Source organism: Variovorax sp. 770b2, assembly GCF_900115685.1.
Classification (GTDB): Bacteria; Pseudomonadota; Gammaproteobacteria; order Burkholderiales; family Burkholderiaceae_C; genus Variovorax.
In genome coordinates, this window is record NZ_FOXJ01000006.1 from 362,613 (window position 1) to 375,591 (window position 12,979).

General features: G+C 68.8%; 13 protein-coding genes and 1 riboswitch. Of the genes, 3 read left to right on the forward strand and 10 right to left on the reverse strand.

What is annotated here, in order from left to right:
* Positions 1 to 10: 10 nt before the first annotated feature.
* Positions 11 to 84, reverse strand: a riboswitch (S-adenosyl-L-homocysteine riboswitch).
* A gap of 140 nt (positions 85 to 224) precedes the next feature.
* Positions 225 to 1,262: a lipase family alpha/beta hydrolase gene (locus BM133_RS27655; RefSeq protein WP_093441146.1), complete on the forward strand. Its 1,038-nt coding sequence runs from the start codon at positions 225 to 227 to the stop codon at positions 1,260 to 1,262.
* A gap of 19 nt (positions 1,263 to 1,281) precedes the next feature.
* Positions 1,282 to 2,262: a lipase secretion chaperone gene (locus tag BM133_RS27660; protein ID WP_143100227.1), complete on the forward strand. Its 981-nt coding sequence runs from the start codon at positions 1,282 to 1,284 to the stop codon at positions 2,260 to 2,262.
* Here BM133_RS27660 and BM133_RS27665 read toward each other — a convergent pair.
* On the reverse strand, positions 2,195 to 2,632 hold the full coding sequence (locus BM133_RS27665) for a PACE efflux transporter (protein ID WP_093441151.1): 438 nt from the start codon (positions 2,630 to 2,632) through the stop codon (positions 2,195 to 2,197). The two genes, BM133_RS27660 and BM133_RS27665, sit on opposite strands and share 68 nt — an antisense overlap.
* Before the next feature lie 100 nt (positions 2,633 to 2,732).
* On the opposite strand from BM133_RS27665, the gene BM133_RS27670 reads away from it, so the two are divergent.
* Positions 2,733 to 3,650, forward strand: coding sequence for a LysR family transcriptional regulator (locus tag BM133_RS27670; protein ID WP_093441154.1), 918 nt, complete (start codon positions 2,733 to 2,735; stop codon positions 3,648 to 3,650).
* On the opposite strand, the gene BM133_RS27675 is transcribed toward BM133_RS27670, so the two are convergent.
* The 9 genes from BM133_RS27675 to hutU form a co-directional block, all read right to left on the reverse strand.
* Positions 3,647 to 4,705 carry a homocysteine S-methyltransferase family protein gene (locus BM133_RS27675; protein WP_093441157.1) on the reverse strand — a complete coding sequence of 353 codons (1,059 nt, stop codon included), beginning with the start codon at positions 4,703 to 4,705 and terminating at the stop codon, positions 3,647 to 3,649. The two genes, BM133_RS27670 and BM133_RS27675, sit on opposite strands and share 4 nt — an antisense overlap.
* A 133-nt stretch (positions 4,706 to 4,838) precedes the next feature.
* The gene (gene hutG, locus BM133_RS27680) at positions 4,839 to 5,654 is read right to left on the reverse strand and encodes an N-formylglutamate deformylase (RefSeq protein ID WP_093441159.1); all 816 of its coding nucleotides are present in this window, start codon (positions 5,652 to 5,654) and stop codon (positions 4,839 to 4,841) included.
* Positions 5,655 to 5,661: 7 nt separating this feature from the next.
* The gene (locus BM133_RS27685) at positions 5,662 to 7,044 is read right to left on the reverse strand and encodes a formimidoylglutamate deiminase (RefSeq protein WP_093441162.1); all 1,383 of its coding nucleotides are present in this window, start codon (positions 7,042 to 7,044) and stop codon (positions 5,662 to 5,664) included.
* Positions 7,041 to 8,291 carry an imidazolonepropionase gene (gene hutI / locus BM133_RS27690; protein ID WP_093441164.1) on the reverse strand — a complete coding sequence of 417 codons (1,251 nt, stop codon included), beginning with the start codon at positions 8,289 to 8,291 and terminating at the stop codon, positions 7,041 to 7,043. The genes BM133_RS27685 and hutI overlap by 4 nt, the downstream gene beginning before the upstream one ends.
* Entirely contained in the window at positions 8,291 to 8,881 is a 591-nt protein-coding gene (locus BM133_RS27695; RefSeq protein ID WP_093441167.1) for a HutD/Ves family protein, read from the reverse strand. Before BM133_RS27695 ends, hutI begins: the two co-directional genes overlap by 1 nt.
* Positions 8,878 to 9,546 carry an amino acid ABC transporter permease gene (locus tag BM133_RS27700; RefSeq protein ID WP_093441169.1) on the reverse strand — a complete coding sequence of 223 codons (669 nt, stop codon included), beginning with the start codon at positions 9,544 to 9,546 and terminating at the stop codon, positions 8,878 to 8,880. The genes BM133_RS27695 and BM133_RS27700 overlap by 4 nt, the downstream gene beginning before the upstream one ends.
* Positions 9,547 to 9,561: 15 nt before the next feature.
* Positions 9,562 to 10,323, reverse strand: a complete 762-nt coding sequence (locus BM133_RS27705) for a transporter substrate-binding domain-containing protein (protein WP_093441171.1) — start codon at positions 10,321 to 10,323, stop codon at positions 9,562 to 9,564.
* 42 nt (positions 10,324 to 10,365) lie between these two features.
* On the reverse strand, positions 10,366 to 11,100 hold the full coding sequence (locus tag BM133_RS27710; protein ID WP_093441173.1) for an IclR family transcriptional regulator: 735 nt from the start codon (positions 11,098 to 11,100) through the stop codon (positions 10,366 to 10,368).
* A gap of 140 nt (positions 11,101 to 11,240) precedes the next feature.
* Positions 11,241 to 12,968: a urocanate hydratase gene (hutU, locus tag BM133_RS27715; protein WP_093441175.1), complete on the reverse strand. Its 1,728-nt coding sequence runs from the start codon at positions 12,966 to 12,968 to the stop codon at positions 11,241 to 11,243.
* Between the last annotated feature and the right edge of the window lie 11 nt (positions 12,969 to 12,979).

A 12,979-nucleotide genomic window follows, 5' to 3' on the forward strand; every position in this document is an offset into this window, starting at 1 on the left:
GAAAGGAACAAACAGGCGAGCGTCGTTTTGAAATCCCAAGCCTGACGGCCCGCCTGGCGGACCGCTGCAACGCTCCTTGGGAGGGGATGCATTTTAAGGTCCTTCCCGACCGCCCGCGGGAAAGCCCTAGTTTGGCCCCGCAGGCACCCCCCACAGAATGCGGGCGCGCAATTCGTCGAAGAACGAACGTTCGTGTTTTTATTTGAAAACAAAGGAATGAAGATATGCCAAGAAAGAGGAATTCGAGGCTGCTGCGCCTCGCCGCCCGCCCGGTCTGCGCCGCATTGCTTTTCGGCCTGGTGGGGACGACAACACTGAGCCAGGCGGCCATCACCGACACCCCCACGCAGGTCCAGGCCCGGGTGACGTCCAGCGAAGCGAAGACCAGGAACCCGATCGTGCTGGTGCACGGCCTGTTCGGTTTCGACAACGTGCTGGGCATCGACTACTTCTATCGCATCCCCGAGAGCCTGGCCGGCGCGGGCGCCAAGGTGTACGTGGCCCAGCTCTCGGGCGCCAACAGCTCCGAGATCCGCGGCGAGCAGCTGATCCAGGAGCTGAAGAACCTGCGGGCGCTCTCGGGCAACCCGTCGCTCAAGTTCAACCTCGTCGGCCATTCGCAGGGCGCGCCCACCGCGCGCTACGTGGCGGCGGTGGAGCCCGGGCTGGTCGCCTCGGTCACCTCCGTGGGCGGGGCCAACGGCGGCTCCAAGGTGGCGGACCTCTTGCGCAAGATTCCCGAGGGCAGCGCCTCCGAGGCGGTGGTCGCGGAGACGCTGCGCCTGGCGATGCTCCTGCTGGGCGCCATCTCGGGCAAGGACCCGAGCCAGCTGCCCGAGGTGCCGCTGAACGCCCTCAACTCGCTCACCACCGTGGGCGGCGCGGCCTTCGACAAGAAGTTTCCGCAGGGCCGCCCGGCGCCCGGCTCCTCGTGCGACGTGAAGAGCGGCCCGGCCGAAGCGAACGGCGTGCGCTACTACTCGTGGTCCGGCGTGCAGCCGCTCACCAACGCGTTCGACGCGAGCGACGTGGCCATGGGCGGGCTGAGCCTGATCGCCTTCGGGAGCGAGACCAACGACGGCCTGCTGGCCGTGTGCAGCACCCGCCTGGGCACGCACCTGGGCGACTACCGCCAGAACCACCTGGACGAGGTCAACCAGCTCTTCGGCCTGACCTACATCGGGCTGTGGACGCTGTTCGAGAAGAAGCCGGTGCAGCTCTACCAGGAGCAGGCGGCGCGCTTGAAGAGCGCGGGGCTCTGACGATGCGGCGCGCCTCACCGTGAGACCGCTGCAGCTCGGCGCGATGGCGGGCGCCGCGGTGCTCGCCATCCTTGCCGGATGGTGGCTGGTGGACGGGCTGCCGCCGGCCGACGCCCCGGAGACGGTGGTGGCGACTTCCGCCGCCACCGGCCCGGGTGGTGCGGTCGGGGCGGTGCCGGCAGCACAGCCGAGCGGCGATGCCGGCCCCGCCCCCGACGCGATGCTGAACCCGTCGCTCATCCTCGTCTTCGAGAGCGCGCTCGCCGAGGCCCAAGCCACCGGCAAGGCCGCCTTCATGGCCATGGCGCCCGCCCTGCTCGCCAAGCGGTTGCCGGCCGAGCTGGTCGCGCGCGCGATGGGCCTGCTCGAACGGTATGTGGACATGCAGGAAGCCATGCAGGCCCTGCCGCCGCCCGACGCGGGCGACCCCGCATCGCTGCGCAAGACCATCGAGGCGCGCGCCGAGGTGCGGCGCAGGTACTTCGCGCCCGAGGAGATCGAAGGCCTCTTCGGCGACGAGATCCGCCAGGACACGCTCATGGCCGACAAGATGGCGCTCGCCCGCGACGCCAACCTCACGCCCGAAGAGCGCGAGGCTGCCGCGCAGCGCCGCGAGGAGGCCCTGCTCACGCCGGAACAACGCGAGCAGCGCCGCGCCTTCACCGCGCAGGTCGACGTGCAGCGCCAGACCGATGCCATGAACGCGCGCGGCGCCAGCGCGCAGGAGCGCTTTGCCGAACGCAGCACCGCCTACGGCTACGAAGCCGCACGCCAGCTGGCCGCGCTGGACCAGGAAAACCAGGACTGGAACAACCGCCTCGACCAGTACGCCAACGCGTCCCCGGACCAGCAGGCGCAGCTGCGCGACTCGCTCTTCAACGAGCGCGAGCGCCTGCGCCTGGCCGGCGCACTGGCGCTGCGGGGATCGCGGCCTACGCCGTCTGGGCCGAACCCATCGCCGAGCGGGGCAGGCCAAACACCCGGTCGAAGCCCCAGTTGAAGACGAAGGTGTAGACCAGGAAGAACACCACCAGGCCCAGGTCCATCACCAGCGCCTGCCAGAGCGACACGCCCAGGCCCCAGGCGAACATCGGCACCAGGAAGGCGATCAGCCCGCCCTCGAAGCCGATGGCGTGGGCGATGCGGCGGCGCACGCTGCGGCCGCGAACGGCCTGGCGCGCTTCCCAGCGCTCGAAGAGGGCGTTGAAGATCAGGTTCCAGATCACCGCGACGACCGACGCGGCCACCGCCAGCACGCCGGAATGGCCGAGCCCGGCGTCCGTCATCAGGGCCAGGCCGGCGCTGGCGCACACGATGGCGATCCCTTCGTACAGGGAGATGTAGACGACACGACGCTGGAGCCCTTGCATGACTTTTCCTCTTGAACTTGAATGGGATGGGTGGACTTTATTTGCCATTTACTGATATAAAAAGTCATCTTGTTTCAATTAAATTGATAGATCGGAGGCCATGGCCTTTTCCAGCGACAGCGTCGAGGTGTTCCTGGCCGTGATCGACCACGGCTCGTTTTCAGCCGCCGCGCGGGCGCTGCACAAGGTGCCGTCGGCCGTGAGCATGGCCATCGCAGGCCTCGAAGCCGAACTCGACCTGCCCTTGTTCGACCGCAAGGGCCGCGAGCCCCAGCCCACCGCCGCCGCCCGTTCGCTGGAGCCGCAGGCGCGGATGCTCGCGGCGCAGCTCAAGCAATTGCAGGTGCAGGCGCTCGCGCTCACCCAGGGGCTGGAAAACCGCCTCACGCTCGCCATCGCGCCCGAACTGCTGGCCGCCCCCTGGAGCGGGCCGCTCGCCGAGCTGGCGCAGGAATACCCGCTGCTGCAGGTCGAGGTGCTGGCCGCCCCGCAGGCCGACGCGCTGGCGCTGCTGCACAGCGGCCGCGCGCAACTGGCGCTGGTGTTCGAGCGCCCGAGCCTGGACGGCCGCGAAGGTTTTCAGGAAGTGGGCAGCGACACGATGGTGGCCGTGATGGCGCCCGATCACCCCGCCCTCGTCGCGGCGGCGGGAGAACGGCTGCGAGAAGAGCACCTCACGAACACCCGCCAGATCGTCGTCGCCGGGCGCGACCTGGCCACCAGCGACCCGCGCTTCGTGTTCGCGCGCCACGTCTGGCGCACCGACAACGCACTGGCGGCGCTGAGCCTGATCACCGCAGGCCTGGGCTGGGGCTGGCTGCCGCGCAACGTTGCGCGACCGCACGTGGCGGCGGGCGCGCTGGTCGAAATTCCGTTCGAGAACCTCAGCAACGGGCTCGACCTGTGGGTCGACGTCGTGTGGTCGAGGGAGCGCCCGCTGGGGCTGGGGGCGCAGCGCTTCGTGGCGCTGATCGCGCGCGACCGGCAGGCGGCCGCGCACGCTGCTGCCGCGAGTTAGGCGGTCTCGGCTTCGCGGTAGAAGCCGGCGCTGTTGCTGCCGAGCGCCCGGCCCGCGACCGGCGCGACCGCCTTGCCGATGGCCGCGATGTGGTCCGGCGTGGTGCCGCAGCAGCCGCCCACGATGTTCACCAGCCCTTCGGCCGCGAACTCGTGCAGGAGGCGCGAGGTGACATCAGGCGTCTCGTCGAAGCCGGTGTCGCTCATCGGATTGGGCAGGCCCGCGTTCGGGTAGCAGCTGATGAAGGTGTCGCCCGCCACGCGCGCCAGTTCCTGGATGTAGGGGCGCATCAGCGCCGCGCCGAGCGCGCAGTTCAGGCCGATGGCCAGCGGCCGCGCGTGGCGCACGCTGTGCCAGAAGGCGGTAACGGTCTGGCCGCTCAGGATGCGGCCCGAGGCGTCGGTGACGGTGCCGCTGATGATCAGCGGCAGGCGGTGGCCGCTGTTGTCGAAATACTCGTCGACCGCGAAGAGCGCGGCCTTGGCGTTGAGCGTGTCGAAGATGGTCTCCACCAGGATCACGTCGGCGCCGCCTTCGACCAGCGCTTCGGTCTGCTCGTAGTAGGCCGCGCGCAGCGATTCGAAATCGACGTTGCGCGCGCCCGGGTCGTTCACGTCGGGGCTGATGCTCGCGGTCTTGGGCGTCGGGCCGAGGGCGCCGGCCACGAAGCGGGGCTTGTCGGGGGTGCTGAACTTGTCGCAGGCCGCGCGTGCGAGCTTGGCGGATTCGAGGTTCATCTCGCGCGCCAGGTGGGCCATCTTGTAGTCCTCCTGTGCGATGGTGGTCGCGCCGAAGGTGTTGGTCTCGATCAGGTCGGCACCGGCGGCGAGGTAGGCCTCGTGGATGTCGGAGATCACGTCCGGCCGGGTGAGCGAGAGCAACTCGTTGTTGCCCTTCACGTCGCGCTCGAAGTCCTTGAAGCGCTCGCCTCGGTACTGCTCCTCGGTGAGCTTGAAGCGCTGGATCATCGTGCCCATGGCGCCATCGAGGATGGCGATGCGCTTTTCGAGGATGCCGGCAAGTGCCTGGCCGCGGGTATAGATGACGGGCTTCATAACCTCATATTCTCGCTCGCCCCCAGGCTCCGCGCACTTCGTGTCGCTTCTCCTTCCCCCTGCCGGGGGCAACGCCGATCGACCGGCAAAGCCGGATCGATGGCGTTCCACCTGAACACGCCGCAGCGCAACGTCAGCGGCCCTCGACGAAGGCCAGCACCGCCTCGATCATCCGCCGCACATGCGGCTGCACGCCGGCCGCCACCTCGGGCAGGTAGTCGAAGGGCAGCTTCTCCTGCATGTAGCTCGACTGGGTCATCTCCAGCTGCACCGCGTGCACGCCGGTGGCCGGGTTGCCGTACTGGCGCGTGATGTGGCCGCCCTTGAAGCGGCCGTTCAGCACGCCCGTGTATCCCGTGGCCGATCCGGCGATGCCCAGCAGCGTGGCGGCCAGCGCCGGGTCGCAGCTCGTGCCGTTGCCGCTGCCCAGGTTCAGGTCGGGCAGCTTGCCTTCGAAGAAGCGCGGCAGCACCGAGCGGATCGAGTGCGCGTCCCACAGCGCGATGGTGCCGTGCACGGCCTTCAGGCGGTCCAGCTCGGCCTGCAGCTGCTGGTGATAGGGATGCCAGATGGCGTCGCGGCGCTGGGCCACTTCTGCGTCGTCCGGCAGGTCGTCGCCCGATGCGTAGACCGGCGTGTCGTCGAAGGTATCGACCGGGCACAGGCCGGTGACGCTCTGGCCCGGGTACAGGCTCGCGCCATCCGGCGGACGGTTCAGGTCGATCACGTAGCGCGAATGCGTGGCCACGAGCACCGAGGCGCCGAGCGCATCGGCGAAGTCGTAGAGCCTCTCGAGGTGCCAGTCGGTGTCGGGCACGTGGCGCGCTTCGTCGGTGAGGCGGGCGGCCAGCGCGGGCGGCACGTGGGTGCCGACGTGCGGCATCGAGATCAGCAGCGGGCGCGTGCCCTGGCGAAAGCGGAACGCCGGTTCGGCGGTGGTGAAGGCCATGGTGGTTTCAGTCCTGGAGGAGTTGGGTGCGCGCCGCCACGAAGGCGGACGCGGATTCGTTGTGCAGCGCGTGGCGCCCGGCCGAGACGCGCTCACGGCCGGCCACCCAGACGGTGTCGATGGCGGAGGTGCGATGGCTCGCGAAGACGTGGGCCGACAGCATGTCGGGCGCCGACAGGCCCTGCAGCGCAACGTGCGCGGCGTCGAGCACGAGGAAGTCGGCCTGCTGCCCTGCGGCGAGCCCGCCCACCGCGCGGCCCGAGGCCTGCGCCCCGCCCTGCACCGCTTCGAGCGTGAGCGCGGTCGCGACATGCGGCTGCGCCGCGCTCGCGCCCACGTTGCGCTGGCGCCTGGCAAAGCGCTGGCTGTATTCGAGCATCAGCAGTTCTTCGGCCGCGTTGACGCTGGCGTGGCTGTCGGAGCCCACGCCCCAGGCGCCGCCGTGCTTGCGCCACTTGGCGAAATCGAAGATGCCGTCGCCGAGGTTCGCCTCGGTCGTCGGGCACAGGCCGGCCACCGCGCCGCTCCTGGCCGCGTACTCGTATTCGGCGTCGTTCATGTGCGTGGCATGCACGAGGCACCAGCGCGCATCGACCGGGGCATGGTCGAGCAGCCACTCGACGGGACGCAGGCCGCTCCACTCGACGCAGTCGTCGACTTCCTTGGTCTGCTCGGCGATGTGGATGTGGATCGGCGCGGTGCGGTCGATGGCTTCGAGGCCTGCGACCGCATCGCGCAGTGCCTCGGGCGGCACTGCGCGCAGCGAATGCGGCGCCAGGCCCAGCCGCGCGCCTTGCGCATCGCACGCGGGCTTGAGCGCTTCGAGCAAACGGAGCATCGACTCGGTCGAGCGCACGAAGCGGCGCTGCCCTTCGTTGGGTGGCTGGTCGCCGAAGCCGCTGGTCTGGTAGAGCACCGGCAGCAGCGTGAAGCCGATGCCGGTCTTCTGCGCGGCGCGCAGCAACGCGAGGCTCAGCGTCGCATCGTCGGCGTAGGGGCGGCCGTCGGCGTCGTGATGCACGTACTGGAACTCGCACACGCTGGTGTAGCCCGCTTCGAGCATCTCGGCGTAGAGCCAGGTCGCGATGGCTTCCATGTGCTGCGGGCCGAGGCGCGCGGCGAAGCGGTACATCAGCGTGCGCCAGCTCCAGAAGCTGTCCTGCTGCTCGGCGCGGTGTTCGGTGAGGCCCGCGAAGGCGCGCTGGAAGGCGTGCGAGTGCAGGTTGGGCATGCCGGGGATCACGGGACCGCTCGCCGCCTGCGCGCCCGCGGGCGGTTGCGTTGCGGGCTGCACCTGCGTGAGCTGGCCGGCATCGTTCCACGTCAGCAGGACGTTCTTCGTCCAGCCGGCAGGCAGCAGCGCATCGGCTGCGAAGAGCGTGCGCGTCATGCGGCGTTCTCCACGGCGACGCGGCCCTGCCGCACCACGGTGCGCAACGGACGTTGCCCGAACCAGTAGGCCAGTTCGGCCGCATCGCGCACGTTCCACAGGACGAAGTTCGCGGGCATGCCGGGAGCGATCACGCCGTGGGTGGACGACAGGCCCAGCGCGCGCGCCGCATGCACCGTCACCCCGGCCAGTGCCTCGGGCACGGTCAGGCGGAACAGCGTGCACGCCATGTTGATCATCAGCAGCAGGCTCAGCGTCGGCGAGGTGCCGGGGTTGTGGTCGGTGGACACGGCCATCGGCACGCCCGCAGCGCGCAGCGCGGCGATGGGCGGCAGGTGCGTGTCGCGCAGCGTGTAGTAGGCGCCGGGCAGCAGCACGGCCACGGTGCCCGACTGGCGCATCGCCTCGATGCCGTCGGCCGACAGATGCTCGATGTGGTCGCACGAGAGCGCCCCGTAGCGCGCGGCCAGCGCGGCGCCGCCCATGTCCGAGAGTTGCTCGGCATGCAGCTTGACCGGCAGGCCCAGCGCCTTCGCGGCCTTGAAGACCTGCTCGGTTTCTTCGAGCGAGAAGGCGATGCGTTCGCAGAACACGTCCACCGCATCGACCAACCCTTCGGCCGCGAGCGCGGGCAGCATCTCGCGGCACACGAGGTCGATGTACTCGCCGCTGCGGTTCGCGTATTCCGGTGGCAGTGCATGTGCACCAAGGAAAGTGGTGCGCACGGTCACGCCATACGCTTCACCGAGACGGCGCGCCACGCGCAGTTGCTTTCGCTCATGTTCGAGCGAAAGGCCATAGCCCGACTTGATCTCGATGGCGCACACGCCATCGGCCAGCAGTTGTTCGAGGCGCACAGCAGCCTGCGCGAAGAGCGTGTCTTCATCCGCTTCGCGCGTGGCGCGCACCGACGAGACGATGCCGCCGCCGGCCTTGGCCACTTCTTCATACGTGGCGCCGGCGAGCCGCATCGCGAATTCGTTGGCGCGCTGGCCGCCGTAGACCAGGTGCGTATGGCAATCGACCAGGCCGGGTGTGACGAGTGCATCGCCGCCGTCGTGCACGGCGAGCCCAGCGAACTCTGCCGGCAGCGTGCTGCGTGCGCCGACCCAGCGGATCGCGCCTTGCGCCACCACGATGGCCGCTTCGGCACCGGCCTCCAGCGCAACGCCGGGCGCCGCATCGGGCGCGAGGCGCAGGCCGGTCCAGAGGCCGTCGGCCGATGGGAATTCGCTTGCAGGTTTCATCATTTTTTTCTTTCTGCAGGTGACGCAGGCACGATGCGAACCGCCATCAGCCGCGCGCCTTCGCTCGCCGGCGCGGCCTGCCACGCCTGCGCCGCGTCGGCCCAGCACAGGCCTTCGCCCTCTGTGCATGCCTCGTCATTCAATCGCCAAGCGCCGCGCAGCGCCAGCAGCACACCGTGCGGTGCCGCTTCGACGGTCGACGCGTGGTCCAGCACCTGCACATCGGCGCGCCACTGTCCGCGCCGCGTCATCACATTGAAGTCGTTCGACGCGCCGCCCAGCAGCGTGCAGTCGATCTCGTCGTCGCCGCTGAAGGCGAACGGCCGGTGCGGCACGTCGAGCCGATGCGCCACGCGCCCATCGTGCGTGAAGAGCTGCACCCCATCGCCTTCCAGCAGCGTGATGCTGCGATCGACGCCTGCGAACACCGAGAACGGCCCCGCCGCCGCGATGGTCGCGATGCTCACGCGCCAGCCGAAGCGGTCGAGCCCCGCGCCCTGCGGCCAGCTCGCGATCTCCTGCGTGGTGCCGCCACCGTTCTTCCACGGCGCGGCGGGCAGCGTGGTGCGAGAAAAACGAAGCACGCTCATCGCATCAGTCCGCCCTGGCGCAGCTTCTGCTCGAAGTGCCGCAGCACCAGCGTCATGGTTCCGGTCAGCACGAAGTACACGAGCGCAATCGCCAGGTACACCTCCAGCGACCGGTACGACACGCTGATGATCTTCTGCCCTTCGTGCATCACGTCATGGATGGTCAGCAGCGACACCAGCGCCGAGTTCTTGATGAGCGCGATGAACTCGTTGCCCAGCGGCGGAATCATGCGCACCACCGCCTGCGGCAGAACGATCTGCCGCATCGCCACGCCCGGCGTCATGCCGAGCGATTGCGCCGCCATGGTCTGGCCCTTGTCGATCGACTGGATCGCGCCGCGCACGATCTCCGACACGTAGGCGCCCGAGTACACGCCGAGCCCCAGCACGCCGCACAGGAAGGCCGGCAGCAGGATGCCGAAGTGCGGCAGGCCGAAGAACAAAATGAACAGCTGCACCAGCAGCGGCGTGCCGCGAATGGCCGCCACATACGCGGTGCACACGCCGTAGATCCAGCGCCGCTTCGGGTTCAGCCGGCCGATGCCGACCACGAGGCCCAGCACGCAGCCGAGTGCTAGCGCGCAGGCGGTGATTTCCACCGTGACGAGCGCACCGCGCAAGAGGTCGGGCCAGCCCTGCCAGACCGGCGAGAAATCGAAATCCATCGCGCGTTACTTTTCTTACTTGGCCGTGGCGCTGAACCACTTCTTCTCGATCTGCGCGTAGGTGCCGTCGGCCTTGAGCTTCTCGATCGCGCCGTTCACCGCCTTGGTGAGCTCGGGCGTGTCCTTGCGAATGGCCATGCCGTACTCCTCGGTGGTGATCTGCTCGGGCAGCACCTTCAGGCCGCCGCGCGTGCGCACGTACTGGTAGGCGGCGGGCTTGCCGGTGACGGCGGCGTCGGCGCGGCCGATGTCCACGAGGTTGAACATCTCCTGGTTCTTCTCGACTTCCATCAGCTGCACCTGCGGGTACTTTTCCTTCGTGAAGGCGACCGACTTGGTGCCCACCTGCACGCTGACCTTCTTGCCGTTGATGTCGGCCGGCGCCTTGATGGCGGTGTTGCCGTCCTTCACCATCACCACGAGGCCGCCCGCGTAGTAGGGCACGGTGAAGTCGACCACCTTCTTGCGCTCGTCGGTGATGTAGATGGCCGAAACGGCCATGTCGAAGCGCTTGGAAATCAGGCCCGGCACGAGCCCCTTGAAGTCGATGTCGATCCACTCGATCTTGCGGCCCATCGCCTTGCCGACGGCTTCGACCAGCTCCACGTCGAAGCCGGTGCGCTTGCCGTTCTCCACGAACTCCATCGGCGGGAAGGTGGCGTCGGTGGCCACGCGCAGCGGCTCGCCCTGCGCGTGCGCGGCGCCGGCGACACCGAGGAGAGCGAAGAGAGCGAGGCCGGAGAGTGCGGCGGCAACAAGGGTGCGACGGGTGTTCATGGTGAAGGCTTTCGTGGGTTTGAAAAAGGTAGGAACGACTGGCTACTGGAGCGCGCGCGAGATGCGGGCCGCCGTGACGACGGTCATGTGGAGCAATGCAGCTTCCATGCCCTCCACGCGCGTGAGCGGCGCCATGAGCGTGATCGCGCCGCGCAGTCGCCGGCCCGAAGCCAGCACCGGCGCGCTCGCGCCCCAGACGCCGGCATCGACCTCGCCCTGCGTCACGGCATGGCCGGCCTCGCGGATCGCATCGAGTTCGGCGGCGCGTTCGGCGCGGCGCTCGGCGCTCTCGCCGAGGCCATCGAGCAGGGCATCGCGCTGATCGAGCGGCAGATGCGCCAGCAGGCACTTGGCGCTGGCGCCGTCGCTGGCCGGAACGCTGCGGCCCCGGTCGAACGAGCAACGCAGCGAATGCTCGCTGTCGATCATCTCCAGGCACACCACGCGGTCGTTCACCGCCGTGACCAGCGCCACGCTTTCGTGGCTCTGCTGCACCAGCGCGCGCATGTCGGCGCGGGCCGCCATGACGAGGTCGGAGTTGCCGTCGAAGCCGCTCGCGAGCTGCACGCTCACCGGGCCCGGCGAGTAGCGCCCGTCCGACTCCATGACGAAGCCCCAGCGGCGCAGCGTGGCGATCTGCCGGTACAGCGTGCTCTTGACGAGGCCGGTGGCCTGCCCCAGCTCGGCCGCCGTCATCGCCACCTTGCTCTGCGCCAGCACCGACAGCACCTGCAGGGCGCGGTCGTTGTGGGCGGGGGCATCGGTCAGGGGCGTCATCGTGGGCTGTCGCTGGATGTCGAAAGTGGGAACCGGCGTGCAGTATCTTGCCCGCCGTTCCCACGTCCAAGCCTTGATTCCCATTCGGTGGGAATCAGCCTGTTTTTTCTTTCTACCTTCGTCTTACTGCCAACCCGCCTTCAACGCACCATCGGCAGCTTCAAGCCCCGCTTCTTCGCGGTGGCCACGGCGATGTCGTAGCCCGCGTCGGCATGGCGCATCACGCCGGTGGCCGGGTCGTTCCACAGCACGCGCTCGATGCGCTTGGCCGCAGCGTCGGTGCCGTCGCACACGATCACCACGCCCGAGTGCTGCGAGTAGCCCATGCCCACGCCGCCGCCGTGGTGCAGGCTGACCCAGGTCGCGCCGCCCGCGGTGTTGAGCAGCGCGTTGAGCAGCGGCCAGTCGGAGACGGCATCGGTGCCGTCCTTCATGGCTTCGGTTTCGCGGTTGGGGCTGGCGACCGAGCCGGTGTCCAGGTGGTCGCGGCCGATGACGATGGGCGCCTTGAGCTCGCCCGACTTCACCATCTCGTTGAACGCCAGGCCGGCGATGTGGCGCTCGCCCAGGCCCAGCCAGCAGATGCGCGCCGGCAGGCCCTGGAAGGCGATGCGCTCGCGTGCCATGTCGAGCCAGCGGTGCGTATGCGTGTTCTCGGGGAACAGCTCCTTGATCTTGGCGTCGGTCTTGTAGATGTCTTCCGGGTCGCCCGAAAGCGCGACCCAGCGGAACGGGCCCTTGCCTTCGCAGAACAGCGGCCGGATGTAGGCCGGCACGAAGCCCGGGAAGTCGAACGCGTTCTTCACGCCTTCGTCGAACGCGACCTGGCGGATGTTGTTGCCGTAGTCGACCGTGGGGATGCCCATGGCCTGGAAGTCGAGCATGGCCTGCACGTGCACGGCGCACGACTTGGCGGCGGCCTTCTTCAGTGCGTCGTGCTGCGAGACGTCCTTCATCGCGGCCTGCCACTGCGGCACGGTCCAGCCCGAGGGCAGGTAGCCGTTGATCAGGTCGTGCGCGGAGGTCTGGTCGGTCACGAGGTCGGGCTTGTGGCCGCCGGCCTTCGCGCGCTTCACGAGTTCAGGGAGGATGTCGGCCGCATTGCCCAGCAGCGCGATCGACACGGCTTCCTTCGCGTCGGTGTGCTGCTTGATCAGCTCGAAGGCATGGTCGATGTCGCGCGCCTGCTTGTCGACGTAGCGCGTGCGAAGGCGAAAGTCGATGCTCGACTGCTGGCACTCGATGTTGAGCGACACCGCGCCCGCCAGCGTGGCCGCGAGCGGCTGCGCGCCGCCCATGCCGCCGAGGCCCGCCGTCAAGATCCACTTGCCCGCGAGGCTGTTGTCGTAGTGCTGGCGGCCGGCTTCGACGAAGGTCTCGAAGGTGCCTTGCACGATGCCCTGGCTGCCGATGTAGATCCAGCTGCCCGCCGTCATCTGGCCGTACATGAAGAGGCCCTGGCGGTCGAGCTCGTTGAAGTGCTCCCAGTTGGCCCACTTGGGCACGAGGTTCGAATTGGCGAGCAGCACGCGCGGCGCGTTCTCGTGCGTCTTGAACACGCCGACGGGCTTGCCCGATTGAATGAGCAGCGTCTCGTCGTCGTTCAGTTCCTTCAGCGACGCGAGGATCTGGTCGTAGCACGCCCAGTTGCGCGCGGCGCGGCCGATGCCGCCGTACACCACCAGGTCCTGCGGACGCTCGGCCACCTCGGCATCGAGGTTGTTCTGCAGCATGCGGTAAGGCGCTTCGGTGAGCCAGCTCTTGCAGTTGAGCGTGCTGCCGCGCGGGGCGCGGATCACGCGCGTCGGGTCGTGGCGCGGATCGGCGACGGCGGGGTCGTTCAGGGCGAATTTTTCGGGAGCGTTCATGGCGTGGTTCT

Excerpts from the sequence above, each read along its gene's own strand:
- BM133_RS27685 (WP_093441162.1), bottom strand. The coding sequence starts at position 7,044 with ATGACGCGCACGCTCTTCGCAGCCGATGCGCTGCTGCCTGCCGGCTGG.
- BM133_RS27675 (WP_093441157.1), bottom strand. The coding sequence starts at position 4,705 with ATGAAGCCCGTCATCTATACCCGCGGCCAGGCACTTGCCGGCATCCTC.
- BM133_RS27700 (WP_093441169.1), bottom strand. The coding sequence starts at position 9,546 with ATGGATTTCGATTTCTCGCCGGTCTGGCAGGGCTGGCCCGACCTCTTG.
- hutI (WP_093441164.1), bottom strand. The coding sequence starts at position 8,291 with ATGAAACCTGCAAGCGAATTCCCATCGGCCGACGGCCTCTGGACCGGC.
- BM133_RS27655 (WP_093441146.1), top strand. The coding sequence starts at position 225 with ATGCCAAGAAAGAGGAATTCGAGGCTGCTGCGCCTCGCCGCCCGCCCG.
- BM133_RS27710 (WP_093441173.1), bottom strand. The coding sequence starts at position 11,100 with ATGACGCCCCTGACCGATGCCCCCGCCCACAACGACCGCGCCCTGCAG.
- BM133_RS27665 (WP_093441151.1), bottom strand. The coding sequence starts at position 2,632 with ATGCAAGGGCTCCAGCGTCGTGTCGTCTACATCTCCCTGTACGAAGGG.
- hutG (WP_093441159.1), bottom strand. The coding sequence starts at position 5,654 with ATGGCCTTCACCACCGCCGAACCGGCGTTCCGCTTTCGCCAGGGCACG.
- BM133_RS27695 (WP_093441167.1), bottom strand. The coding sequence starts at position 8,881 with ATGAGCGTGCTTCGTTTTTCTCGCACCACGCTGCCCGCCGCGCCGTGG.
- BM133_RS27670 (WP_093441154.1), top strand. The coding sequence starts at position 2,733 with ATGGCCTTTTCCAGCGACAGCGTCGAGGTGTTCCTGGCCGTGATCGAC.
- hutU (WP_093441175.1), bottom strand. The coding sequence starts at position 12,968 with ATGAACGCTCCCGAAAAATTCGCCCTGAACGACCCCGCCGTCGCCGAT.
- BM133_RS27705 (WP_093441171.1), bottom strand. The coding sequence starts at position 10,323 with ATGAACACCCGTCGCACCCTTGTTGCCGCCGCACTCTCCGGCCTCGCT.